This window comes from Acinetobacter apis, from assembly GCF_900197575.1.
GTDB classification, from domain to species: domain Bacteria; phylum Pseudomonadota; class Gammaproteobacteria; order Pseudomonadales; family Moraxellaceae; genus Acinetobacter; species Acinetobacter apis.
This window is the reverse complement of record NZ_FZLN01000003.1, coordinates 93,694-119,540: the sequence shown is the minus strand read 5'-3', so window position 1 is coordinate 119,540 and position 25,847 is coordinate 93,694. Positions and strand designations below refer to the sequence as shown.

The 25,847-nt window shown below is 39.6% G+C and carries 19 protein-coding genes and 2 tRNA genes; 5 read left to right on the top strand and 16 right to left on the bottom strand.

Going from position 1 to position 25,847, the window contains the following annotated elements; all coding sequences use genetic code 11:
* Positions 1-23 precede the first annotated feature (23 nt).
* From gltB to CFY84_RS08575, 9 genes are all read right to left on the bottom strand, one after another.
* On the bottom strand, positions 24-4,499 hold the full coding sequence (gltB, locus tag CFY84_RS08615) for a glutamate synthase large subunit (RefSeq protein ID WP_171289069.1): 4,476 nt from the start codon (positions 4,497-4,499) through the stop codon (positions 24-26).
* A 462-nt stretch (positions 4,500-4,961) separates the two neighbouring features.
* On the bottom strand, positions 4,962-5,759 hold the full coding sequence (locus CFY84_RS08610; RefSeq protein WP_088823812.1) for a hypothetical protein: 798 nt from the start codon (positions 5,757-5,759) through the stop codon (positions 4,962-4,964).
* 4 nt (positions 5,760-5,763) lie between these two features.
* The gene (gene aroB / locus CFY84_RS08605; RefSeq protein WP_088823811.1) at positions 5,764-6,849 is read right to left on the bottom strand and encodes a 3-dehydroquinate synthase; all 1,086 of its coding nucleotides are present in this window, start codon (positions 6,847-6,849) and stop codon (positions 5,764-5,766) included.
* A gap of 35 nt (positions 6,850-6,884) precedes the next feature.
* Complete coding sequence (aroK, locus tag CFY84_RS08600) at positions 6,885-7,412, bottom strand: shikimate kinase AroK (RefSeq protein ID WP_088823810.1); 528 nt, start codon at positions 7,410-7,412, stop codon at positions 6,885-6,887.
* A 48-nt stretch (positions 7,413-7,460) separates the two neighbouring features.
* Positions 7,461-9,614 carry a type IV pilus secretin PilQ gene (gene pilQ / locus CFY84_RS08595; RefSeq protein ID WP_088823809.1) on the bottom strand — a complete coding sequence of 718 codons (2,154 nt, stop codon included), beginning with the start codon at positions 9,612-9,614 and terminating at the stop codon, positions 7,461-7,463.
* A 59-nt stretch (positions 9,615-9,673) separates the two neighbouring features.
* The gene (locus CFY84_RS08590; RefSeq protein WP_088823808.1) at positions 9,674-10,198 is read right to left on the bottom strand and encodes a pilus assembly protein PilP; all 525 of its coding nucleotides are present in this window, start codon (positions 10,196-10,198) and stop codon (positions 9,674-9,676) included.
* Positions 10,199-10,200: 2 nt separating this feature from the next.
* The gene (locus CFY84_RS08585; RefSeq protein WP_088823807.1) at positions 10,201-10,926 is read right to left on the bottom strand and encodes a type IV pilus inner membrane component PilO; all 726 of its coding nucleotides are present in this window, start codon (positions 10,924-10,926) and stop codon (positions 10,201-10,203) included.
* Complete coding sequence (locus tag CFY84_RS08580) at positions 10,923-11,567, bottom strand: PilN domain-containing protein (protein WP_088823806.1); 645 nt, start codon at positions 11,565-11,567, stop codon at positions 10,923-10,925. The genes CFY84_RS08585 and CFY84_RS08580 overlap by 4 nt, the downstream gene beginning before the upstream one ends.
* Positions 11,567-12,625, bottom strand: a complete 1,059-nt coding sequence (locus CFY84_RS08575; protein WP_088823805.1) for a pilus assembly protein PilM — start codon at positions 12,623-12,625, stop codon at positions 11,567-11,569. Before CFY84_RS08575 ends, CFY84_RS08580 begins: the two co-directional genes overlap by 1 nt.
* A 161-nt stretch (positions 12,626-12,786) precedes the next feature.
* Here CFY84_RS08575 and CFY84_RS08570 point away from each other — a divergent pair, with 161 nt between their 5' ends.
* Positions 12,787-15,288, top strand: coding sequence for a penicillin-binding protein 1A (locus CFY84_RS08570; protein ID WP_088823804.1), 2,502 nt, complete (start codon positions 12,787-12,789; stop codon positions 15,286-15,288).
* Between the two features lie 15 nt (positions 15,289-15,303).
* Here the strand turns inward: CFY84_RS08570 and CFY84_RS08565 are convergent, their stop codons facing one another.
* The 7 genes from CFY84_RS08565 to rsmH are packed head-to-tail and all read right to left on the bottom strand — an operon-like array spanning position 15,304 to position 23,303.
* Positions 15,304-16,131, bottom strand: coding sequence for a putative RNA methyltransferase (locus CFY84_RS08565; RefSeq protein WP_213062829.1), 828 nt, complete (start codon positions 16,129-16,131; stop codon positions 15,304-15,306).
* A gap of 52 nt (positions 16,132-16,183) precedes the next feature.
* Complete coding sequence (gene mraY / locus CFY84_RS08560) at positions 16,184-17,302, bottom strand: phospho-N-acetylmuramoyl-pentapeptide-transferase (RefSeq protein WP_088823803.1); 1,119 nt, start codon at positions 17,300-17,302, stop codon at positions 16,184-16,186.
* Positions 17,303-18,703 (bottom strand): UDP-N-acetylmuramoyl-tripeptide--D-alanyl-D-alanine ligase, encoded by a 1,401-nt coding sequence (locus tag CFY84_RS08555; RefSeq protein WP_088823802.1) that lies wholly within the window; start codon positions 18,701-18,703, stop codon positions 17,303-17,305.
* A gap of 12 nt (positions 18,704-18,715) precedes the next feature.
* Positions 18,716-20,197 (bottom strand): UDP-N-acetylmuramoyl-L-alanyl-D-glutamate--2,6-diaminopimelate ligase, encoded by a 1,482-nt coding sequence (locus CFY84_RS08550; RefSeq protein WP_088823801.1) that lies wholly within the window; start codon positions 20,195-20,197, stop codon positions 18,716-18,718.
* Positions 20,198-20,202: 5 nt separating this feature from the next.
* The gene (gene ftsI / locus CFY84_RS08545; RefSeq protein ID WP_088823800.1) at positions 20,203-22,026 is read right to left on the bottom strand and encodes a penicillin-binding protein PBP3; all 1,824 of its coding nucleotides are present in this window, start codon (positions 22,024-22,026) and stop codon (positions 20,203-20,205) included.
* A gap of 10 nt (positions 22,027-22,036) precedes the next feature.
* On the bottom strand, positions 22,037-22,378 hold the full coding sequence (gene ftsL / locus CFY84_RS08540) for a cell division protein FtsL (RefSeq protein WP_088823799.1): 342 nt from the start codon (positions 22,376-22,378) through the stop codon (positions 22,037-22,039).
* 7 nt (positions 22,379-22,385) lie between these two features.
* On the bottom strand, positions 22,386-23,303 hold the full coding sequence (gene rsmH, locus CFY84_RS08535; protein WP_088823798.1) for a 16S rRNA (cytosine(1402)-N(4))-methyltransferase RsmH: 918 nt from the start codon (positions 23,301-23,303) through the stop codon (positions 22,386-22,388).
* 361 nt (positions 23,304-23,664) lie between these two features.
* Between rsmH and CFY84_RS08530 the strand changes: the two genes are divergently transcribed.
* From CFY84_RS08530 to CFY84_RS08515, 4 genes are all read left to right on the top strand, one after another.
* Positions 23,665-23,991, top strand: coding sequence for a DUF4179 domain-containing protein (locus tag CFY84_RS08530; protein ID WP_143218780.1), 327 nt, complete (start codon positions 23,665-23,667; stop codon positions 23,989-23,991).
* 103 nt (positions 23,992-24,094) lie between these two features.
* Positions 24,095-25,600 (top strand): glutamate--tRNA ligase, encoded by a 1,506-nt coding sequence (gltX, locus tag CFY84_RS08525; RefSeq protein WP_088823797.1) that lies wholly within the window; start codon positions 24,095-24,097, stop codon positions 25,598-25,600.
* A gap of 61 nt (positions 25,601-25,661) precedes the next feature.
* A tRNA-Ala gene (locus CFY84_RS08520) sits at positions 25,662-25,737 on the top strand.
* 22 nt (positions 25,738-25,759) lie between these two features.
* A tRNA-Glu gene (locus tag CFY84_RS08515) sits at positions 25,760-25,835 on the top strand.
* Positions 25,836-25,847: the final 12 nt, after the last annotated feature.

The following is a 25,847-nucleotide window of genomic DNA, read 5'->3' as shown; positions in this document are numbered from 1 at the left end:
TGCCTGGTCATTTAAGTCTCAAGTTATTGTGGGTCAGCTTGTGTGGTTTTTAATAAGGTCAATAAGTTTGCAGCCTTCGGTTTAACCAACCAAAATTTACGGCTGTAGAAATCAAACTCATGACGTATTTTATAAGCCCATGCACTACCAGTTTCTTTAATATGTTCATCAAGAATTTGCAATAAATGCGTTTGATGCTCATCCATTGATTCTGTTGAGATTCGAGTTAAATCAATCAGTTCATGGTTATATTTATCCACGAACTCATTGTCTAAGTCGAGCACATAGGCAAAACCACCCGTCATGCCTGCACCAAAGTTATAACCCACTTTACCTAAAATGGTGACCACACCACCTGTCATGTATTCACAACAGTGATCGCCTGCACCTTCAATCACAGCAAAAGCACCTGAGTTACGGACCGCAAAACGCTCGCCTGCTGTACCTGCAGCATATAAACGTCCACCTGTTGCGCCATATAAACAGGTATTACCAATGATTGCAGTGACTTGTGTTTGGAATGGTGAACCTTGTGGTGGGAAGATCGAAATACGCCCCCCGGCCATGCCTTTACCAACATAGTCATTGGCATCGCCTTCAAGACGTAAATGCAAACCGCCTGCATTCCACACGCCTAAAGATTGCCCTGCTGTCCCTGTTAAATAGACTGTTACAGGATCATTCTGCATGCCTAAATTACCATGCACTCGTGCAATTTCACCAGATAACCGTGCGCCAATGGAACGATCACAGTTACAAATGGTAAAGTGATAATCTCCGCGTGTTTTTGCTTGAATCGCAGGCAAAATATCCGCAACCATTTGCTCGGCCAAAAGCCCTTTATCGAATGGTGCATTGCCTTCTTGCTGACAGTATTGTGCCTTACCTTCTGCCGAAGGATGTGACTGTAATAATGCAGATAGATCAAGATGCTGATGCTTCTCTGTGTCGCCTGGCAACACACTTAAAAGATCGACACGACCAATTAACTCTTTGAGTGATTTCACACCAACAGCTGCCAACCATTCACGGGTTTCTTCTGCAATAAACTTAAAGAAGTTAATTAGCATTTCAGGCTCACCAATATAGTGTTCCTTACGTAAATGATCTTGCTGTGTGGCTACACCCGTTGCACAGTTATTTAGATGACAAATTCTTAAATATTTACAACCAAGTGCAATCATTGGCGTTGAACCAAAACCAAAGCTTTCAGCACCAAGTATGGCCGCTTTTACCACATCTAGGCCTGTTTTCAATCCACCATCGGTTTGCACACGAACTTTTCCGCGTAAATCATTGATTCTTAAAGCTTGATGCGCTTCTGCCAAACCAAGTTCCCACGGTGAACCAGCATGATGGATTGATGATAATGGCGATGCTGCTGTACCACCGTCATAACCTGAAATGGTAATAAAGTCAGCATATGCTTTCGCGACACCAGCAGCAATGGTTCCGACACCAGGCTCAGAGACCAATTTTACAGATACCATGGCTTTTGGATTAACTTGCTTTAAATCAAAAATAAGCTGCGATAGATCTTCAATAGAATAGATATCATGATGTGGCGGTGGAGAAATTAAAGTGACTCCAGGCACAGCATAACGCAATCTAGCAATTAGACTATTGACTTTACCACCTGGCAATTGACCACCTTCACCAGGTTTTGCACCCTGCGCCACTTTAATTTGCAATACTTCTGCTGAAATTAAATACTCTGGAGTGACACCAAAACGGCCAGATGCAATTTGCTTAATTTTCGAGTTTTTCAACGTCCCATAACGCGCAGGATCTTCACCACCCTCACCTGAATTTGAACGGCCACCCATGGTATTCATGGCAATGGCAATCGCTTCATGGGCTTCTGGTGATAATGCACCAATTGACATCCCTGCAGAGTCAAAGCGCGGTAAAATGGTATCAATCGGTTCAACTTGATCTAAATCAATCGAGTTTGATGTATTAAGGGCAAATAAATCACGAATGGTTGCTATTGGACGTTGATTAACAAGTTCCGCATAAGCTTTAAAGTCTTGATACTGTCCTGAACGCACAGCAGTATGAAGTGTGTTAATCACATCTGGATTAAATGCATGGTATTCTTTACCAAACACAAACTTCAGCATACCACCTTGGTCAATTGGTGTACGGTGTTTCCATGCCAAATCTGCAAGTTTTTGTTGGTCTTTTTCTAAGTCTGCAAATGTTGCACCTTGAATACGGCTTGGAACGCCTTTAAAGCATAGGTCAACCACTTCACTCGATAAGCCAACTGCCTCAAAAAGCTGTCCACCACGGTAAGATGCAACAGTTGAAATACCCATTTTAGACAAGACTTTCAGTAAGCCTTTGTCAATGCCTTTACGGAAGTTCGTCTGTGCTTGAACAGGGTCGCCAAGCAACTCTCCTTTCGCAACCAAATCATTAATTACATCATAAGCAAGATAAGGGTAAATGGCTGTTGCGCCAAAACCTAAAATCACAGCAAACTGATGTGCATCACGTGCCAATGCAGTTTCGACCACAATATTGGCATCTGTACGTAATCCTTGTTGGATTAAATGATGATGAATTGCACCCGTTGCCATCAATGCATTAGCAGGTAAATATCCTTCACGAATTTTTTTATCTGAAATGATTAAAACTGTTTTGCCATCACGAATCGCTTGAGCAGATTCTTCACAAATGCGTTGAATTGCAGCATGTAAGCCTTCTGAAGCCACATAGTTTAAGTCAATATCTGCAATTTCATAACCTTTACGTCCAAGTGTACGCAATTGATGCATTTTTGAATTCGATAAAACGGGACTAGCAATAATCAAACGATCTGCATGTTCAGGTCCTTGCTCAAAGACATTTTGCTCACGTCCCATACATGTTTCTAATGACATGACGATTGATTCACGTAATGGGTCAATCGGTGGATTGGTCACTTGGGCAAATTGTTGTCTAAAATAGTCAGACACATGGCGAACTTGTTTAGACAAGACGGCCATTGGCGTATCATCTCCCATCGAGCCTACAGCTTCTTGCGCATTTTCAGCAATTGGACGTAAGATCTGATCACGCTCTTCAAAGGTGACCATAAACATTTTTTGTGCAGCTTTTAATTGATCACCCGTTAAGCCTTTATCAATCAAATGTTCTTCTAATTGTGGGCTTACTTTTAGACGGAATGCATTTTCACGTAACCATTCACGATATGGACGCATTCTTTTTAAATGATTACTGATTTCTTCTGTGCTGAGCAATTTACCGGTTAAGGTATCTACCACTAAAATTTGCCCGGGTCCAACACGGCCTTTGGCGACCACATCTTCAGGTTGGTAACCCCATACCCCAATTTCAGATGCTAAGGTGATATAGTCATTTTTAGTGATAACCCAACGTGCAGGACGCAATCCATTACGGTCTAACATACAAATGGCATGACGACCATCTTGAATCACAAGACCTGCAGGACCATCCCATGCTTCCATATGCTTTGAGTTAAACTCATAAAAAGCACGTAAATCAGCATCTAAGTTTTCAACATTTTGCCATGCAGGTGGAACAAGCATACGTAGTGCACGGAATAAATCCATACCACCACCAATTAGAATTTCCAACATATTGTCTAGGCTTGAAGAGTCTGAACCTGTGCGGTTTATAATCGGATCAAGTTTCGATAAACCTGGTAATAACGGATTTTCAAATTTTGGCGTACGTGCAGCGGCCCAATTGCGATTGGCCGTAATGGTATTGATTTCACCATTATGTGCTAAATAGCGAAACGGCTGTGCAAGTGGCCAACGCGGTAATGTATTGGTTGAAAAACGCTGATGGAATACCACAATATGTGATTCTAAATCTTCATTGGCCAAATCTGTATAAAAGTCAGCAATGGCCGCTGGCATCATTAAGCCTTTATAGCTAATGACTGTAGAGCATAATGTAGTGACATAAAATTCAGGGTCATCTTTTAATAATTGCTCTGCACGACGTCGCGCCAAAAATAATTTGCGATTAAATTCTGGCTCGGTCAATCCCATTGGGCAATTCACAAATATTTGTTCGAAATGAGGTAAAGACTGCATTGCAATCTCGCCCAATACATCATTATTTGTAGGTACCACACGCCATCCAATGACACGGAGGCCATCTGCTTCAATTTCTTTGGTTAAAATACGCTTTGCATGTGCTGCAGTTTCTGTATTTAAACTTAAAAACACTGACCCAACGGCAAAAATTTCACTCAGTGTAATGTCACTGATTTTTTTTGCTTCATTACGGAAAAAGCGTTTTGGCATGGCTAAAAGCAAACCACAACCATCTCCTGTTTTACCATCTGCGGCAATACCACCACGATGGGTCATACAACTGAGACTATGTATGGCTGTTTTAACAAGATCATGACTTTCATTGCCTTTCATATGGGCAATTAAACCAAAACCACAATTATCCTTAAACTCATCAGGTTGATATAAACCTTGAGCGGGGGCTACAGTTTTTAGCGATGGCATGTGCATAGCGTACCCTTCTATCTATCTATGCTCATAAGAGCAACACATTTGGAGGTTTATTGGAGACAAACCAATGCAGAATAAAGTAATGACTTGGCTTGTCTTTCAACACAGTGCAATTGGCTTGCTTAAGCAATCTTAAAGCAATACTGCAAATGACAATAACAGCATTTTGCAGTCGAACCGTTTGGCACGTTCACTTCATTCACTTGCACAAAGTATACGCAAGTGAGTCGCATAAAAACAAATGTATGCACCAATTGCATGCAATATAAATGCCAAGCAGTAATTTTAATATTTAATGATTAATTAACAGTACCTTAGGTAACTTTATAATCTATATTTATTCTTATAAAGATTCAAAATGGTGCAATAACATCAAATTTAACGTTTATTGTTTTATGATGGTGCATAAAATACACACAAATACTACTTTAGTATAAGGCATTTAAAGCTTTCAATTTAAGGTGTTGCTGTGGTGGTGTTGTCTGCATGGCTTTTAGATTGCTCAACATGAACAACCTGACCTTTTTGGTCTTTTTGTGTCACAACAATTTGTGTAGTTACCGGTTGTTTTGGTTCTTCTTGATTAAATACATCAGTTGAGTTTTGCACTGGGTTTGGTAATGCTGCACGCGGTACAGGTGCATTACTAAGCTTCACATCATACACAGGTTGGCCAGATGAAAACTCATCTGTTCCTAAATCATTCACTTCTTTAGCATATTGCTCAAATGCCATCACTTTAGGTTTTATTGACGCTGGCAAATTTAACTGAAGCCGTGCCAACATTGCTTGTGCGTCACGTGCAGTACGGTATACACCATAAAGCAACACATAACGTTCTGGCTGATTCACTGAAGATAAGCGTAAATAAACAAATTGCTGTCGGTCATTTCGTTGTGCTAAAAAATCTTTTAAAATGTTTTCTTTGCTGACCTGTAATAATTCAATACTGTAATTCTTTTTAACAGATTCGACATATTTTGTACCGCGAAACTCAGGAGCATGAACACCTGTAGTCACCACACGAGTAGTTTGTTGTAACGGGCGAACTTGTTCAGTTAACACCCCTAAACTTGGTACTGCAGCAACTTGCTCTGATTGAAATTGAGGATGAATGTCCTCTTCAGCTGTCGCTTCTTTTTTTTCAATCGCCTTGGTCATCAAGTTAAAAATGCAAGCAGCAATCAAACATAAAATCCCTGTCACAAACAATAGACGATATTTAACTTTATTTGGTTGAGATTGCTGCTGCATATTCTTATTCCTTTAATTGATTATTCACAATTGCTTGTTTCATTGCCTCAAGATTAAATTCTTTGGTAATAACAGCTTGTCCTACACCTTTCATTAAAATCAAACGTAACTGACCGTTTAACACTTTTTTATCATGTACCATATATTCCAAAAATTGTTCTAATGGAATTGGTGGACAGGCAATAGGTAATTGTGCACGCTGAAAAATCACTTTGGTACGGATGAGATCTGCCTCTGAAATCCAGCCCATTTGGCATGATAAATCAGCAGCCATAACCATACCTGTGGCAATTGCTTCACCATGCAGCCAAACACCATACCCTAAATAGGATTCAATGGCGTGGCCAAATGTATGACCTAAATTTAACAACGCGCGTTCACCATGTTCTTTTTCATCATTAGCCACAATACGGGCTTTATGTGCACATGAGCGATATACTGCTTCGGCCAATAATGCTTCATCACCTTGTATTAAACCATCCATATGCATTTCTAACCAAGCAAGAAACTCGATATCTCCAAGGAGTGCATATTTAATAATTTCAGCTAAACCTGCTGAGAGCTCACGTGGTGGTAAAGATTTTAGCTGTGCCATATCTGCAAATACCACAGACGGCTGTTTAAATGCACCAATCATGTTTTTGCCAAGCGGGTGATTTATTCCAGTTTTTCCACCGACACTTGAATCGACTTGAGATAACAATGTGGTTGGTACTTGGATAAAGTTAACCCCGCGTTGAAAACTTGCAGCAGCAAAACCTGCCATATCGCCAATGACACCACCGCCTAAAGCCAGTACCGTGCAATCTCGATTAAAGCCTGCTTGTAATAATGCATCAAAAATTAAATTTAAATTTTCTAAATTTTTATATTTTTCACCATCACGCAGCACACATAACTTGACTGTTTTACCAAGTGCTTGTAAAGCCTGTTGATAGGTATTGGCATATAATTTTTCTACTGTGTCATTGGTGACAATCATCACTTGATGACCTGTTATATAAGGCAACAACAGTTCATTTATATTTAAATGACTACCAATAAAAATTGGGTAACGTCGATCACCGAGTTCTACATGTAAAGTTTGCATAGTTGAAACCATTTATCCATTAAATATGCTAAAAGCTAGAAAATATCTTCTAATATTTGATAAGCAAGGTCACGAGCAGCACCTGAATGTGTATTAATAATATGGTGTGCAATTTCTCGATATAAGGGATCACGAATACTCAGTAAATCATGTAAACGTTGTTCAGGATTTTCAACCTGTAATAAAGGTCGATTTTTATCACGATGTGTTCGCTGTAACTGAACTTCGACAGGTGCAAATAAGTAAACCACAATACCGCGACTTTTTAAATGAAGTCTATTTTTATTTTGAGTCACAACACCACCACCTGTGGCAAGCACGAGGTTGGATTGCTGCGTTAATTCATCAATAACAGCTTGCTCGCGCTGTCTAAATCCAATTTCACCTTCTTTTTCAAAAATCCATGGAATTGACGCGCCAGTTTTTTTTTCGATTTCATGATCGCTGTCTATAAATTCACGACCAAGAATCTCTGCAAGATGACGACCGACTGTGGTTTTACCAGCCCCCATAGGCCCTACCAAGTAAATGTTTGGTAGGGAGTCTATAGCTTGTTTTGGCACGAGGCCACCTATTTTATTACATCGATTAAGCTTATATTAATGATTTCTTTAAAAGGTGTCATTAACAATTCGTGGTGTAATAAAAATCAGCAGCTCTCTTTTTGCTTCAGTTCGGGTTTTATTTTTAAATAAATTACCCACCACTGGAATATCACCTAATACAGGGACTTTATTGGTTCCATTCGAAGTTGTGTTCTCATAGAGACCGCCCAGTACAACCGTTTCACCATCACCAACCAATACATTGGTTTGTAACATATTGGTATCAATTGCATAACCTGCTTCAGTTAATATCCCAAGAGTATCTTTTGTGATATTTAACTTCATTTGTATACTGCCATCAGGTGTAATACTCGGTGTCACTTTAAGCTCTAATACAGCATCTTGGAAAGTGGTGGTTGTACCATTATTCGCACTTGACGTCGTATAAGGTACTTTAGCACCTGAACGAATGACTGCTTCTTGCTTATCACCAGTCATGACTTTTGGTGTTGATAATACTTCACCTAAACCATCTGACTGTAAAGCAGAGAGCTCTAAATTCAAGATCGAATTCGCTGTATTTAATAAACCAAATGCAATACTTGATGAGCCAGCCAAAGTTGAACCTAAGTCAACGTTCAAATTATTATCTGTTGTTGTACCATTATTTCGAAGACCGACTACATTATTAATCGTACTGCCATATAATGTACCGCCACCATTTTCACTACTACGGCCTGAATAACCCCACTTAATCCCCATTGAGCGTGAAAAGTCAGTTGATGCACGAACAATACGAGCTTCAACCATGACTTGTTTTACCGCGCTATCAAGCTTTTTAATGAGTTTTTGAATTTGTTCAATTTTTTGCGGTGTTTCATTAATAATAATGGTATTTGTACGTTCATCTGCTACAACACTGCCACGGGAACTAATTAAGAATTGATTTTCACTTTCTTTGGCTGCCGAATTCTTTTCAACTTGTTCCTGTGTTTTCAATTCATTTTTGTCGGTTTGAGATGCATTATTTTTCTCTGAATTTTTAAGTAACTTAAAAATTTCTGAGGCTTTTGCATAATTCAATTGAATATATTCGGTCACCAGCGGGACTAATGTAGCTGATTGCATATAACGTTTCGCTTGGTCTTCGTCATACTTAATCATTTCAGTAATAGGACTGATCCAAACCACATTGCCAGTTTGTTTTTTTGCTAAATTCTTTGCATTTAAAATGACATCAAGCGCTTGATCATAAGGCACATCTTTTAAACGTAATGTGATGTTCCCTTGTACACTGTCAGCTGCAATGATATTAACACCTGAAAAATCAGCCAAAAGCTGCAAAACACGACGCACTTCAATATCTTGAAAATCTAAAGAGACCTTTTTACCTGTATATTTCGATTCATTAATACTGGTAGATTGCTGACTGATTTTAGGCGATACATTAATGATGAGCTTATTTTCAGTCTGGTAAGCCATATAATCAAAGCTACCGTTATTTTGAATTTCAATGACACCATTGCTGCCATCATTAAAGCTATTAATCCCTGATACTAATGTCGCGAAATCATTGACATTTAAACGGCGTACCAAATCAAGTGGTATTTTTGCACCCACTAAACGTACAATAATTTTGCCATTTTTTTGTTGCACATCCACAGGGGTGTTTGAATCTAAAAGTCCAATCAGAACCTGACCATCACCTTTGCTGCTACGCTGAAAATCAATTTTTGATACGCCTTGTGTCGGCTTAGCTACTTGTAATGCTTGTGGCTTTTCAACAGCAGCAACTGCTTGTATTGGTAATTTACCAACAGATGCAGGTGTCACAGCAGGTGAAATCTTTAATACATAATTATTGCCATCTGATTTCGCAGAAAACTTTGCTTCTGATTTCAAATCAATAGTTAATCTGGTTTTATCTGTATCTGCCACCACATTAAATTGTTTAACCAATTTGCTATTCGCAATGGCAATATCTTTTAACCCTGAAACACTTTGTGTTTTTGGAAAATCCAAAATCAATCTGGCTGGTTTTTCCAGTTGATAAGCCGTTGGCTGAGATGGCAAATTATTAAAAGCCACACGCAACTCTGTTGTATCAAGTGTCTGAATTGGTGTAATACTTGTGATGGTTAGACCACTTGCTTGTACTGTTGATATTGATGCTGTAATTACAATACCACCAAGTAAACTTCGGTAAGTTCCTAGATACATAATCAGTTTATTCCCCAAAATATTTAATAAATGTCACACTATCTTTAGCCAATATGGGCTTAGGAAATTTGTCCAATTAAGATAAGTGATCGTGGTCTTTCTACATATCCATCTTGGCCATCCGAAACGATTTCTAAGATTTGGAGACCTTCTGAATTTAAGCCAACAATTCGACCTTGGTTTAAACCCAAATGACTCCCAACTTCTACACGATACACTTGCTTGGTTGGCGCTTGGATTAAAGCAATCAATTGACCCTTTGCATTTTTCATTGTTCCACGCATCAACAATGATTCAAGTGGAAATGACTCTAATGGTTCTGCTTGACGAGATAAATTTGGATACACTCGTTTGCCTGCATTTAAACTCAGCTCTCTATAAAGTGAGCTTGGTAAAAATGGGCTTCTCAAGTTTTGTGCAGCATATTGAAAACTTGGTACGGTATCAAATTTTGGTGGTTCATCTGCTTTTAGCGGTGGCTGCTTTTTAATTTCTGCAATTTGATTCTCAACATCTTCTATACGAGAACTACACCCCGTTACTAAACTAACAAGACAAGCAACATAAATCAAACGCTGTAACATTTCTATGGCCCCTTCTTCACAGGTGAACTACCTGTAGCATTAACTTCTTTATCTTCCCCGTCTTTATCATGACTATCACCTAAATAACGATAAGTCTTAGCTTTAATCATGTAAGTCAGTTCAGGTACATCTGTTTTTTGATTGCTACTTGGTGATGCAGTCACGGTAAAGTCATGCAGTGTCACAATACGAGGCAGCACAGCTAAGTCACTGGTAAATTGAGCAAAAGCATGATAGTCACCCGTTGCCTCAATAAAAATAGGTTGTTCAACAAAAAAATCTTGTTCAATCTCTTTTTCTAAACGAATATTTTTCAGTTTCAGTCCTGCTTTTACGCCAGTTCTATTGATATCTTCAACTAAGCCCGGAATTTCAGATTCTTTAGGTAGTTGCTGTAGTTGTTTATTAAAACTCAGTCGCATCGAATCAAGCTGTGTTTGATAGCGCTCTAAATTACGTAACTTGGATTCTTTATCACGATATTCATTTAAAAGCACTGTTTCTTTCGCAGCTTCTAGTGAGCCTTCTTCAATTACACTACTAATAAAAGTGAAATAACCCAAAGCACCAATGAACGCGACAATAAAAACCCAACAGGTGATCTTGACTGACTTGGGCCAGCTGCCATAATTATTTGGGTCTAATGCATTAAATTGATCTAAAAACTGTTGTACAGACAACCCTTTTTTTGCACCATCTGCATCTATCGAAGGATTTTTTTTACTCATTGCGCACTCCCCCCTTGCACTGATGCTTCAACTGACTCATCAACATTTTTTTGTGCAATTTTATCTAAATTCGCAGTCACCATAAAAGTGCCATACTTTTCTTCTTCTCTTGGAAGTATTGACATCTTTTGTGCGGTTTGTTGGTTATCTTTCTCTGTAGATGTGATGAACGAGCTCATAAATACATTACGAAACCATAATGAGTTTTCCATTGATCGCATCATTTCAGCCACTGCATCTGGATTTTCAGCTTTGCCATCTAAGACAAACATATCACCATCGCGAGATAATTTTTGTAGGAAAACATGTTTTGGTATGACATGAACCAGCTCATCCACAATTCGTACAGTCACAGGACGCTGACCCTGTAAATCTTGAATTAGCCCCATACGTGCAACAATCGCTTTCTTTTGTTCTTGTAAACCGTCTAAAGCTTTCAGTTTTGCATCAACTTGAGTGTTGTTATCAATAATCAATTGGTTAGCTTTAAGCTGGTCAGTCAATGCATGATCAAAGTAAGACCACACCCCAGCCGTGAGTACGATACCAACAACGGCAACTGCTGATGAAATCAGCACAAATGATTTTTTTCGTGTTTCACGAAGCTCTTCACGCCATGGCAATAAATTAATTTTTGACATTAACTAAAGCTCCTTAAAGCAACACCACAGGCAACCATCAATGCAGGTGCATCTTCTTTAATTTTTTGCAAATTAACCTGTGGTGAAAAAGACATTTGCAAAAATGGATTGGCTGTAGTGACACGATAATTCAAATCATCTTGTAGATATTTAGCAAGTCCCTTTAAATTTGCACTTCCACCCGCCAATAGCACATGATCAATTTCTGTATATTGAGACGTTGAGAAAAACAATTGTAAAGAGCGTCGTACTTGCTGAGCAATTGTTGCCATAAATGGCTCTAATACAGCGAAATAATAATCTTCAGCCAACGTATTATTTCGTTTTGCTTGTTCTGCATCAGGATAAGACAATCCATAATGACTTTGAATATCTAGTGTCAACTGCTTACCACCAAACATTTGCTCTTTGGTATAGACTGTTTCACCATTATTTAGGACGGTAATGGTCATCATCGATTCGCCAATATCAATGACAACAACAGTCTTAGCAGAGATCGGTAACATGTCAGAAAATGTTTCATAAGCACGTTCTAATGCCAAATTCTCAACATCAGCGACTTTTGGTGTTAAGCCAGCATAAATGAGAACTTCATTACGGGTATCTACATTTTCTGTACGTGTTGCCACTAATCGAGTCTTCACTCGATCTGTACGTCCAAGCTCATCTGCCAATACTTCAAAATCCAAACTGACTTCATCAAGTGGAAACGGAATGTACTGTTCTGCATCCAAACGAATTTGTATTTCTCGCTCGTCATCAGTCATATTACGATCCATATCAATCGTTTTATAAATGACATGTGTCGTTGGTAATGCAAACACAGCCAAGTCTGATGCTGGATTTGCTTCTTGAATTGCAGCTTCAATGGCCTCAGTCACCGCTTCTGCATTTACAATGTTACGATCTACAACAGAGCCTTCTGCCAGTGGTACAGATGCATAGCTATTTACGACATAGCGACCATTTTTCACTGACAACTCAAGCAATTTTACAGAGGAGGAACTGATGTCCACTCCCACTAACCCCTTTTTTGGTTTACGATTGAACCTAAACACGATAATATCCCCAAGAAACTTTTATAAGCAAAATGCTTGTTTACAATATACCACTTGCAATATTATCCGTACTATAACCTATATAATGACCAAGAGGCGACACTTACTCACCAGACTTTTGTTTCAAGCCCTAAATCATGCCCTAAAAATTAATACTTATTATGACAAAATCTTCTTCAGCTGGTCGAATCTATCCGTTTTTTCTTCTTATTCTGATTCTTCTCATGACGATTCCGATTGGATTTTATGGCATGTATTTATACATTGCACCGTCATTACCAGATATGAGTAATATGAAAAAGGCGCCCTTACTCAAGCCTATTCAGATTTATACCTCAGATCACCAGCTGATTGGAGAGTACGGCGGAAAACTATCAATTCCTGTTGAATATCAACAAATACCGCCACAGTTTATTCATGCATTTTTGGCCGCAGAAGATTCTTCTTTCTTTGAGCACAGTGGTATTAGTTTTAAAGGGCTTGGACGAGCAATCAGTGAAAGTGTCACAGGTTCTGATGTTCAAACCGGTGGCTCGACCATCACCATGCAAGTGGCAAAAAACTATTACCTCACGCCAGAGCGCACATTAAAAAGAAAATTAACTGAAGTTTTTTTAGCACGAAAATTAGAAGAAAATTTAAGTAAAGAAGATATTTTAATGTTGTATGTCAATAAAATTTTCTTAGGGAAAAATGCATATGGCATCGCAGCAGCTGCAAAAATTTATTATAACAAAAGCATCGATCAGCTCAGCATTGCACAAATGGCAATGATTGCTGGACTCCCTAAAGCACCTTCTCGTTATAACCCTGTGGCTGATCCAGAGCGAGCTTTAGAACGCCGAAATTGGATTCTAGGGCGCATGTTACAGCTTGGATATCTTGATCAAAAACAATACCAAACAGCAATTGCTGAATCTATTAATTTAGATATGCCCGATCGTGGCGTAATGACTCGTTTTCCGTATATCGGTGAAATGGTACGTGCTGAAATTGTCAATAAATTTGGTGAGCATGCGGTCGATTCTGGCTTTAAAATTTATACCACCATCAATAGTAAACGCCAAGCGTATGCTGAATCTGCTGTACAGTCAGGTTTAGAAGAATATGACCGCCGACATGGCTGGCGCGGTGCTGAAGCAAATGATAAACCGCTAAGTCGTTATTATGCATTTGCTGATATTTATCCTGCCAAAGTAATTAAAGTTACAAGCAGTACCTTTGAGGCTGAATTTAAAGATGGGAGTAAAACCACTGTTCCTTGGTCAGGTATGGCATGGGCAAGACCATATCGAAGTGCCAATAGTGTTGGTCTTGCACCAACACAAGCATCACAAATTGTAAAAATCAACGATATTGTTCGTTTAAGACCAAATGCCAATAAAACATTATGGTCGTTGATACAAATTCCAAGGGTTCAAGGACAGCTCATTGCACTTGATCCAAACAACGGCGCCATCGAAGCGGTCGTTGGTGGTTATAATTATTATCAATCGACATTTAATCGCTCAATGCAAGGCTGGCGTCAGCCTGGTTCAACCATCAAGCCATTTATTTATGCCTTAGCGTTAGAACGTGGTATGACACCTTTTACCATCGTGAATGATGATCCGATTACCATTGGCAAATGGTCACCAAAAAACTCAGATGGTCGATACTTAGGTGCAATCCCACTTAGACGTGCCTTATATTTATCTCGAAATACAGTATCCGTTCGCCTATTACAAGAAGTGGGTATTGAACGCGCACGTCAATTGCTGATGGACTTTGGATTACAAGAAAATCAAATTCCACGAAATTATACCATTGCACTAGGTACACCGCAGGTCTTACCTGTACAAATGGCAACAGGCTATGCTGCATTTGCCAATGGTGGTTACCGTGTTGAACCTTATTTCATTGACCGAATTGAAGATGCTTATGGCAAAACCATTTATAAAGCCAATCCTGAATATGCATGTATTTCATGTATAGATCAAAATAACTCTACGGCACAAAATACTATGGCCACCCCTGATGATGAAGCTTTTCAACACCATATGGACTCAGCCAACCATGCCTCTCAAGGCAAAGCCACTGACACCAATAAAAGCGATTATCGTCAAGCTCAGCGTGTGATTAAATCAAGTTCAGCCTATGACATGGCCAATATTTTACGTGATGTAATTCAGGTCGGTACTGGACGAGCAGCGCTTGCGATTGGGCGTGATGACTTAGGTGGAAAGACAGGAACAACCAATGATGCACGTGATGCATGGTTTGCAGGCTTTAATGGCCGATTAGTGACCATTACTTGGGTTGGCTTTGATCAACCTACAACATTGGGACGACGTGAATATGGTGGCATTGCAGCACTGCCTATTTGGGCTGATTTCATGAAGAATGCTTTGGCAGGTACACCTTATGCTTGGGTTAACTTAGATAAAAATGCAGCAGATCCAAGTTTACATGCCAGTGTATCTACCATCTCTCATCGTGAAAATGGTATTGCACCGCCTATGGCTCGACCTATTTATAAACCAGCACCAGTCGTTCAAGCACCACAAAATAATGACTTTGCAGACTTAAATACCGACAATGAGTTACCAAATACTCAACCACAACCCGTTAAAAAGCCAGAACCTAGAGATGATCTTGAAGATCTGATTAACCAAGTACAATAAAAGAAAAAAGCCGTTTTATACGGCTTTTTTCTTGAATAGGTAAATCTGAAAACTGGCATTTACAACAAAAGCTTGCTGTTGTTCGAGCTGTACGCGTTTTTCTAATTTTGCTTTATAAGCATATGGTGTCATAGCAATAAGATGTTTTAAATCAGCTTGTGACAATGTCATGGGATAGGTTAATTTTTCCTGCTCAATCAAGTCAAAATGTTCAGAAAATTGTGTCGAAAACTTAGATGGATCATGTAAATTGACCTGATCAAATAATGCATCACGCATGGCATATAAATGATCCTCAGCTGGCGTCACAATCAGCATATAGCCATTGGCTGTTAAAACACGTTGTATTTCAGATAAAGGGAGTGGACTAAATAAGCTAGTGCATAAATCGATTTGTGCTGATAGAACAGGTAAAATAGTACCTGTACCCACCACCCAAGTGACATTGCTATTTAATTTGGCTGCACGTTGTACCGCAGTTTTCGCAATATCTAAGCCAATAACATGCTCAGCATGCTGCTGCATTGCATGAGTATAATAACCTTCGCCACATCCAATATCTAACACAGATTGAATATGATATTTTGCAATGAGTTGAGTCATGGTCTGTTGCAATGGGGCATAAAAACCAGCTGACAAAAACTCGCGCCGTGCTGTAACTGACACGGTGGTATCACCTGGTGTTTTACTGTGTTTATGCTGTACCACATGTAAATTCACATAGCCTTGCTTAGCAATATCAAAACTATGGTTGGTATCACATTGCCATGTACGCTCAAATAAATATAACGGTGTACGACATATTGGACACATCAAAGGTACAGATGATTGTTGCTTACTCATTGGTTCTCCCCATAAAAAAACTGGCCGCAGCCAGCTTTTAATTTCAGATTGCTTAACGCAATTTTAATGTCATTAACCCAACAACCACCAAGAAAATTGTAATAATCCAAAAACGGATGACAACTTGTGTTTCTTTCCAGCCTTGTTTTTCATAATGATGATGTAATGGTGCCATCAAAAACACGCGTTTATTACGCATTCTTAATGAACCAATTTGTAAAAATACAGAAATTGCTTCCATCACAAATACACCGCCCATAATAGCAAATACAATTTCTTGACGTACCATGACAGCAATGGTTCCTAGCATGGCTCCAAGTGCTAAAGCGCCGACATCACCCATAAAAATTTGCGCAGGATGTGCGTTATACCATAAAAATGCAAGGCCAGAACCCACCATTGCTGAGCAAATTACCACAAGTTCAGATGTATATTTTATATACGGAATATGTAAATAATTGGCAAATCTTACATCACCTGATAAATAGGCAAAAACCCCTAAGCCTGCTGCAACCAAGACCACAGGCATAATAGCTAAACCATCTAACCCATCTGTTAAGTTAACTGCATTTGATGCGCCATTAATTACCAAATAAGTGAATGCAATAAATGCTAAGCCGTAAGGCACCATTGACAATGGAATATGTAAGTTCTTAAAAAACGGAATTAACAGGTCTAACATGTTGTGTGTTGTGACCGGATGGGCTTGCGATTGTGCAATATAATAAAGCGCAATCCCTGCACCTAATGAGGCGATAGACGTCCATAAAAACTTTTTACGTGCAGGTAATCCTGCATTGTCTTTATAGCGAATTTTAATCCAATCATCAGCCCAACCCACAGCACCAAAAATCACCATCACACCAAGTACAATCCACACATACGGATTCGATAAATCGGCCCACAGTAAGGTACTGATTCCAATGGACATCAGCACCAATACACCACCCATGGTAGGTGTACCCATTTTTTGCGCATGGCCTTCAGGAGCAAAAGAACTGACAGCTTGACCATATTTCAATTCACGTAATTTACGAATCATGATTGGACCTAAAAAGAGTCCAATAATTAATGCCGTCATGACACTGAGCAAGGTTCGTAATGTGAGATAACGTACCACAAGAAAAGTACTGTCGTACCCACCTAATAATTCAAACAACCATAACAGCATTTAAAGTGTCTCCATCAATTCAGCCATCAACGTTTCCATGTGAGTAAAGCGAGATCCTTTAAATAAAAAATTCATGGTCTGAGGTTGATGTGTTTTAATTAAATTAACCAAATAAGGCAATGCCTGTGCTTGCGTATCAAAAGCAACCACAGATGCAATCTCTCCCGCCCCTGTTCTCACAGCCGCTGCATAATCTCCAACCGCGATCAAATAATCAATAGGTAATGTCGATAATTTCTGCCCAAGCAGACGATGTTCATCAAATGCTGCTTCACCAAGCTCACCAATATCGCCCATGACCATGACATGAATGCCATCTTGCTGCAAAAGAACATGCGCAGCTGCCAACATTGAAGTTGGATTGGCATTATAAGTATCATCAATAAATAAATGCTGTTTGTGCTTTATAAAATTCAAGCGTCCTTTGGCTGCCACAGCATGTGATAACCCAAGGGCAATATCGTCTAGAGCAACATCTAACGCCAAAGCAAAGGCAACAGCAGCTAAAGCGTTTTGAATATTATGTGCACCTGCAAAAGGCAATTGAATTGTGGTTTCACCTGATGGTGTATGCACCTGAAATGTTGAATAGGTTGCATACAGCTGAATATTTGTTGCAAAAACATCGCCACCTTGCCCAAAACTGATTCGTCGCTGATGTGTTGTTACGCTTGCAATCTGATCTGCGTAATCATCATCACTTGGAACTATGGCATAACCGTTCGGTTGAATATGCTGATATATTTCTGATTTTGCAGTACAAATGCCATCACGACCACCAAATTCACCTAGATGTGCTGTACCAATATTTAAAATGCCTGCAACATCAGGCAAAACGAGACTAGATGTATAGTCAATTTCACCTTGATGGTTTGCACCCAATTCCATGATGGCATAGCGATGTGCATGCGTCAGTTCAAGCAACATCATTGGTACGCCCAAGTCATTATTTAAATTGCCACGTGTTACCAAAGTTGGTGCCAAACGCGCAAAAATACTGCCTAGCATTTCTTTAGTCGTGGTCTTACCACTACTGCCTGTTAAGGCAATGACTTTTAAATCAGTACAATGCTTACGGCGATAAGCACCAAGATGACCAAGTGCCAAACGAGGATTAGCAACAACCAATTGGTATAAATCAAGGTCTTCTCGTGCTTGGCTTACAATTGCAACCTGTACCCCTTGTGCAAACACTTGATCTAAAAACTGATGTGCATCAAAACGCTCACCCTTTAAGGCAAGGAATGCATCACCTGCGACAGCGTCGCGTGAATTGGTAACAATACGCTGAATGTGGTCGGCTGGCTGCTTACCCTGATACCATGTACCCTGCGTCACATCTGCCAATTCATCGGCAGACCAAGGCATCAGGGGATTTGTACTTGTTGTTGATGTATGCATCATGTTCACCACTTAATTTGCAGCATCAGGCATATGCCCTAATGCCAATTTCACTTCGACGACATCATCAAACCAATGTCTTACACCATCAATCTCTTGGTAATTTTCATGCCCTTTACCCGCGATCACAATAATATCCCCAGCTTGAGCATGCTGTACCGCATAACGTATTGCATCACGGCGATCTTGGATGTTTTGACATGTTGCTGTAGACAGATCCACTCCCTCTATCATATCTGCAAAAATTTGTGCTTTAGGCTCAGTTCTTGGATTGTCAGAGGTCAATACCACTTGATCTGCATGTGTTAAAGCCGCTTGAGTCATTAACGGTCTTTTGCCTCGATCACGGTCACCACCACAACCAAAGATGGCCCACAATTGATGATCTACATGACGTTTTAAACTGATTAATACTTGTGACAGTGCATCGGGTGTATGCGCATAATCCACAATAAATAACCGCTGATTGTCTTCGATCACTTGCATGCGTCCTGGCGCACCGACAAGTTGATGTAATTTAGGCGCAAGCGGATGCAAATCTACACCAACTGCACTGACTGCAGCCAAACTGGCCACTAGATTTTCAATATTAAATTGGCCCAATAATGGACTGCTTATTTCAATCAAGCCTTTTGGCGTATGTAATTTAAACTGCGCACCTTTTAAATTAAACTCAATCTGATCAACAAAAAAATCAGCATTTGATGCTTGTCTTGAATAGGTCAAAATTTTAGGTTGAGCAGGGTTTTGACGCGCAGTCGTTAACATTAACTCGGCATAGTCATCATCTAAATTAATCACTACAGTTTTTAACGAAGGTAAAGCAAATAACTGAGCTTTTGCTGTCGCATAAGCATCAAGCGTATGATGAAAATCTAAATGATCACGGCTTAAATTACTATACACAGCCACTTGAATATCACAACCGACCAAACGCCCTTGCACTAAACCATGTGAACTGGCCTCAAGTGCCACAAAATGAGCACCGTCTTGTGCATATTCAAACAGCATGTCTTGCAATGTAAGTGCATCTGCTGTGGTATGTGTTGCAGGTACTAAATGAGGAAGTATTCCATTGCCTGTGGTTCCCATCACTGCACAACATAAATGATTTAAAGTTAATAATTCAGCCATTAAGCGAGCAATGGTGGTTTTTCCATTGGTCCCTGTCACTGCCAATACAGGTGGTGGATCAATGGCATATTTTTGTTGTAAATAATGTTTTTGCCAAAGCCCCATTTGCTGCCGAACCTCTGGACAAACCACACACGGTATAAGGTCAAGTGGGACTTCAGAAATAATTGCCAAAGCACCTTTATTTAAAGCAGCTTGGGCAAATTCAATGGTTTTTTCAGGTCGGGTATAACTGTTTAAAGCAATAAAAATTTGTTTGGGACGCACATAACGGCTGTCTAGACAAAACCCTTCAAAAGCCTCGTTTGCCCATGCTTCTGAATATGTAGTGCCGCAAATTGTGTTTAAAGTCATCGACATTCTCTCTATCGCCGAGGGTTTGTAGGCTGTAAGGGTTTATCAAGTGGTACATTCAATAAGCGCAATGACTCTTGCATCATGCGAGAAAATACAGGTGCTGCCACCAAGCCACCATAGTAGGCACCTTGTGGGTTTTCCACCACCACAATCATGGCAATACGTGGGTCACTGATCGGTGCAATCCCTGCAAACAATGCACGATATTGTGTTTTTGAATAACCTTTACGATCAGGATTTAATTTATGTGCCGTACCTGTTTTACCACCTACACGATAACCAGGAATTTGGGCTTGTCTTGCGGTACCGCCGGGCAATGTGACTTGTTCAAGCATACTCACAATTTCATCGGCAATTTTAGGCTCTAAGACTTGTTTGGCCTCAGCAGGCTTGTCACGCTTATACAATGACAATGGAATTTCTTTACCATGATTCGCAAGCATGGCATAGCCTTGAGCCAACTGTAACACCGTGGCATTAAGGCCATAACCATAGGCCATGGTGCCAATTTCAGAAACATTTAAATACTTTTGCGGCAAGATTAAACCTGCACTTTCACCAGGAAAACGCACAGCCGATTTAGAGCCAAAACCAAAACGTCTGAATGTTGTTGGCAAGGTGGTTGAAGGTAGCGATAATGCAATCTTCGCAGAACCGACGTTAGATGATTTGATAATCACACCAGCTAGAGTTAATACACCATGGTCATGGGTATCACGAATGGTATGCCAACCAATTCGCATAGAACCTGGATGTGTATCTATAATCGACGATGTGCTGTATTTACCACTTTCTAATGCAGCAGCAATGGTAAATGGTTTCATGGTTGAGCCTGGCTCAAACATATCAATTGCACCCCGGTTACGCATCGCATCTTTATTGCTTAAATCATTTTTATCATTTGGATTATAAGATGGCCAACTGGTCATCGCCAAAATTTCACCTGTTTTTACATCCACTGCAATCGCTGTTGCTGAACGTGCGTTATTCGCAACACCTGCTGCTGTCAACTCACGATACATGACATATTGAATGCGAGAATCAATACTTAAAGTAAAGTTTTTACCATTTTCAACCGGTCGAACCACTTCAGGATCACGCACACGATTACCAAACTTATCGCGAATATTGGTTTGTAACCCAGCTTCACCTGTGAGCTCTTTATTCAGCTTCATTTCTAAGCCTTCCACCCCTTTGCTGTCATTATTGGTTAGACCAATAATTTGTGCATTCGGCTGAGGCTGTGGATAATAACGTTTATATGATTTTTCAGTATAAACACCTTGGAAATTACGCTGTAAAATAACATCTGCTTCTGGTGGCGGCACTTCTGTTTTCAACACCAAATAACGAGAACGTGGATGCGCAAGCATTTTTTGTTTAAGCTCTTCACGGTTCATCCCTACAGCATCGGCCAACTCATCCAAATTAAAATCTTTATCTGGCAATTTTTGTTTTGGTTTTTTTCTTTTTCCATCTGTCGATGGTGCTGTCATTTCATCATAGAGCTTTTTATTTTCAAAATAGTCACGTGGGTCCATGACAATTTTCATAATGGGTGAGCTGATCGCCAAAGGCACACCATTTCGATCACTAATCACACCACGCATAGGCGCTATTTTTTGATCTCGCTGAATTAATGCATTGGCTTTAGTTTGTAAAAAGGCTTTATCAATGACTTGAACATAAAAAGCTCGTGCAATTAATGCAAAAAAGCACAACAGGACAATGCCCCACATCAGATAAAAACGCCATTTATCAAATGCAACTGTTGGTTTCTCAGTGACTGAGTGTTTTATTTTACGCGTGTTCTTCATGTGTTTTTCAGCCATAGAGCAAATCCTATTTATTTTGCTCTAGTGATGGTAAAGAGATAACAATGGTGTCAGAGGTTGGAGGTGAAAACATCCGCAATTGTGTCACTGCTCTTGTACCAATCTGAGAGGTCGAACCAAAGGTTTGCTGCTCAATTAAAAGCCGTCCCCATTCTGCATTTAAATCATCTTGCTCACGTAAATACGTGGTCATTTGACGATAATCATGTCGATACTCATAAACTTCAAATACCACCATAGTGGCACTAATGAAAATGAGTACAACCATAATTAAATATGTAATCAGTTTTTTATGTACGACCGACAATCCGCGAGGTTTGTCTTCTTCAACTAAGACGTCTTTATTCATGATGTGCCTATATTTCGCCAAGCCCTTCTGCCACACGCAACCATGCACTTCGAGAGCGAGGATTTCCTTTAACTTCATCTGCACTTGCAGATACACGTGCTATTTTTTTTAATCGTCTTGAGTCAACTTGTTGTTGTGGTAATCCCCACCCTGAATCTTCAGGTAAGGTTGATTCTTTTTGAATAAACTGTTTAATCATTCGATCTTCTAAAGAGTGAAAACTAATCACAGCCAATCGCCCTTTGGGTTTCAATAAAGAAACCGCCTGCGGTAAAAAAGCTTCAATATCGTCAAGTTCTTTATTGATTGCAATTCGAATGGCTTGGAATGTCCGCGTGGCTGCATGCTTATTTTTTTCCCATTTTGGGTGTGCTCGTTTAACCAGCTCTGCCAATTCCGCAGTTGTTTCGATATCGCCTGCCATTTTAATTGCTTTTGCAATTCGACGACTATAACGCTCTTCACCATATTTAAAAATAATATTGGCCAAAGCTTCTTCTTCTATGCTTAGCAACCATTCACGTGCAGTTGGACCACTTGAGTTGTCCATACGCATATCAAGCGGCCCATTGTTCATAAAACTAAAACCGCGCTCTGCTTGGTCAAGTTGTGGGGAAGATACGCCTAAATCCGCCATAATGCCATCAACTTGTGTAATTCCAAGTGCAGCAAGCGAGGTTGCTAAATCAGCAAAACTTGCATGAATAATGTGAAAACGTGAATCTTCTTTGGCTAAATCTTGTGCTACAGCAAGTGCTTGTGGATCTTTATCAAATGCATATAAACGGCTATTTTGGTCTAATTGTGCTAACAGTGCTTTGCTATGACCGCCTCGGCCAAATGTTGCATCAACATATATTCCTGTGTTTTGGTGAGCCAATAATGCATCGATCGTTTCATTAAGCAGTACAGAAATATGGGACATAAAACACAACATCAAAGAATGAGAATCTAATTGCATATTATCTCTAGCTTTATAGCAAGTGCCAAATGGCTTTTTGTAGGAAAATATTAATTTTTAGCGCTTATTATCATTTTTTTCTAAAGACCAACATGTTTTACAGTTTTTTGCGTCTATTTACACAATGGACAGACATGTTCATTTTTAATACACATTGATTTGTTATAAGACATTAATAGAATGTAACAATAGCCACTGTACACATTTTGTAAAACAAATACGTATTCATTTATCAAATTTTGGGGTAAGCTGCACGCCAGCCGATAACCTGCATTATGTAAATGATGGTGTGGCTGTATTGATTGTTTGAAAAGGTTAAAGTGAGATGACATTGATCCGTTTGGTTATGGTTAGCTTGTGTTTAAGTGCACCGATCTCTCAAAGTTATGCAAGTAATATTGATAAGTTGGATAAAGCACCTGTTTTACCCACGACTACAATGCCATTGCTCATCAAAAAAGATATCTCACATAAAAATACATCTTTTATTGAGCAAGCGCTTAATAAACAAAAACAAAGTTTAAATGAGCCTAATTTAAACAATGATGATATTAAAATCATCACCACGATTCGCTCACAGAACTTTTTTGCTGCGCAACATCAGAGTTTTTCACGCTTCATTCAAAACTTTTTCTCTCCACATGAATCATAGCGTATTCATGAAAAAACGATGTGTTTACATGTCGTTAATCATCGCGTTCTGCTGTTTTTTTTCGCTATAATAGATTTAATTTAGACTTAAATTAGAATTTATTATGACTGTCCGTACCCGTATTGCCCCATCCCCTACAGGCTTTCCACACGTTGGAACGGCATATATTGCCTTGTTTAATTTATGCTTTGCTAAACAACACCAAGGCGAATTTATTTTACGTATTGAAGACACTGACCAACAGCGATCTACTCCTGAATCAGAAAAAATGATTTTAGACTCACTGCGTTGGCTTGGCATTGAATGGTCAGAAGGTCCTGATATTGGCGGACAACATGCACCATACCGCCAATCTGAGCGTATGGGGATTTATAAGCAATATGCACTTGACTTAGTTGAAAAAGGTCATGCTTTTTACTGTTTCGCAACCCCAGAAGAATTAGATCAAATGCGCGCTGAACAGCAAGCGCGTGGTGAAACACCAAAATATGATGGCCGTGGCTTGGCACTGTCAGATGAAGAAGTACAACGTCGCTTGGCTGCAGGCGAACCACATGTAATTCGCATGAAAGTCCCAGCGAATGGAACCTGTCAATTCAATGACTTGTTACGTGGTGAAGTTGAAATTCCATGGGCTCAAGTAGATATGCAAATTCTGTTAAAAACAGATGGCTTACCAACATATCATTTAGCCAATGTGGTAGATGACCATTTGATGGAAATTACGCATGTTATTCGTGGTGAAGAATGGTTACCATCCGCACCAAAACATCAATTGCTATATCAATATTTTGGCTGGGATATGCCAACGCTCTGTCATATGCCATTGCTTAGAAATCCTGATAAATCAAAATTATCTAAGCGTAAGAACCCAACTTCAATCAATTACTACAAAGATATTGGGGTACTGCCAGAAGCTCTTTTAAACTATTTAGGTCGTATGGGCTGGTCAATGCCAGATGAGCAAGAAGTTTTCACCTTGGCTGACATGATTGCGAATTTTAATATTGAACGTGTTTCATTAGGTGGACCCGTGTTTGATGTGGAAAAACTCAATTGGTTAAATAGCCAATGGATCAAATCATTGACCCCAACAGAACTGTTACAGCGTATTTTAAATTGGCAAAATAACACGCAAAAACTAGAAGACATTGCGCAAGCAATTCAACCACGTATCCATTTATTGTCTGAAGCTGTGCAATGGTCAACGTTATATTTCAATCATAAACCGAATCTAACGGCTGAAATGTTTGAACATAAAAAATTGACTCCTGAGCAAGTTCGTCAAAGTTTACAATTTGCCATTTGGCGTTTAGAAAAAACATTTACATGGAATAACGAAACTGTTAGCCAAATTTTGATGGACTTAGCCAATCAAATGGAGATCAAACTACGTGATTTCATGCCAACCTTCTTTATTGCAATTGCAGGCTCAACCAGTGCGACCCCAATTATGCAAGCAATGGTCACCATTGGTCCTGATTTAACATACGCGCGCTTACGCCATGCTTTAGATGTGGTGGGTGCACCAAGCAAAAAAGAAGTTAAAGTATGGGAAAAACTCAATGAATCAATCCAATTGCCGAAAAATGATGCAATTGATTCATAAATTTATATTTTCTCTTGACGCGGTAAAGTGATCACCCTATTATAGCGCTCACACGGCCACTGGGGTCATAGCTCAGTTGGTAGAGCGCTACAATGGCATTGTAGAGGTCAGCAGTTCGATCCTGCTTGGCTCCACCAAGTCGCTAAATGTGTATTATATGTCCCTATCGTCTAGAGGCCTAGGACATCGCCCTTTCACGGCGGTAACCGGGGTTCGAATCCCCGTAGGGACGCCAAATTCTAAAAAA

Excerpts from the sequence above, each read along its gene's own strand:
- gltB (WP_171289069.1), bottom strand. The coding sequence starts at position 4,499 with ATGCCATCGCTAAAAACTGTAGCCCCCGCTCAAGGTTTATATCAACCT.
- CFY84_RS08610 (WP_088823812.1), bottom strand. The coding sequence starts at position 5,759 with ATGCAGCAGCAATCTCAACCAAATAAAGTTAAATATCGTCTATTGTTT.
- aroB (WP_088823811.1), bottom strand. The coding sequence starts at position 6,849 with ATGCAAACTTTACATGTAGAACTCGGTGATCGACGTTACCCAATTTTT.
- pilQ (WP_088823809.1), bottom strand. The coding sequence starts at position 9,614 with ATGTATCTAGGAACTTACCGAAGTTTACTTGGTGGTATTGTAATTACA.
- CFY84_RS08590 (WP_088823808.1), bottom strand. The coding sequence starts at position 10,198 with ATGTTACAGCGTTTGATTTATGTTGCTTGTCTTGTTAGTTTAGTAACG.
- CFY84_RS08585 (WP_088823807.1), bottom strand. The coding sequence starts at position 10,926 with ATGAGTAAAAAAAATCCTTCGATAGATGCAGATGGTGCAAAAAAAGGG.
- CFY84_RS08580 (WP_088823806.1), bottom strand. The coding sequence starts at position 11,567 with ATGTCAAAAATTAATTTATTGCCATGGCGTGAAGAGCTTCGTGAAACA.
- CFY84_RS08570 (WP_088823804.1), top strand. The coding sequence starts at position 12,787 with ATGACAAAATCTTCTTCAGCTGGTCGAATCTATCCGTTTTTTCTTCTT.
- CFY84_RS08565 (WP_213062829.1), bottom strand. The coding sequence starts at position 16,131 with ATGAGTAAGCAACAATCATCTGTACCTTTGATGTGTCCAATATGTCGT.
- mraY (WP_088823803.1), bottom strand. The coding sequence starts at position 17,302 with ATGCTGTTATGGTTGTTTGAATTATTAGGTGGGTACGACAGTACTTTT.
- CFY84_RS08555 (WP_088823802.1), bottom strand. The coding sequence starts at position 18,703 with ATGCATACATCAACAACAAGTACAAATCCCCTGATGCCTTGGTCTGCC.
- CFY84_RS08550 (WP_088823801.1), bottom strand. The coding sequence starts at position 20,197 with ATGTCGATGACTTTAAACACAATTTGCGGCACTACATATTCAGAAGCA.
- ftsI (WP_088823800.1), bottom strand. The coding sequence starts at position 22,026 with ATGGCTGAAAAACACATGAAGAACACGCGTAAAATAAAACACTCAGTC.
- ftsL (WP_088823799.1), bottom strand. The coding sequence starts at position 22,378 with ATGAATAAAGACGTCTTAGTTGAAGAAGACAAACCTCGCGGATTGTCG.
- rsmH (WP_088823798.1), bottom strand. The coding sequence starts at position 23,303 with ATGTCCCATATTTCTGTACTGCTTAATGAAACGATCGATGCATTATTG.
- CFY84_RS08530 (WP_143218780.1), top strand. The coding sequence starts at position 23,665 with ATGACATTGATCCGTTTGGTTATGGTTAGCTTGTGTTTAAGTGCACCG.
- gltX (WP_088823797.1), top strand. The coding sequence starts at position 24,095 with ATGACTGTCCGTACCCGTATTGCCCCATCCCCTACAGGCTTTCCACAC.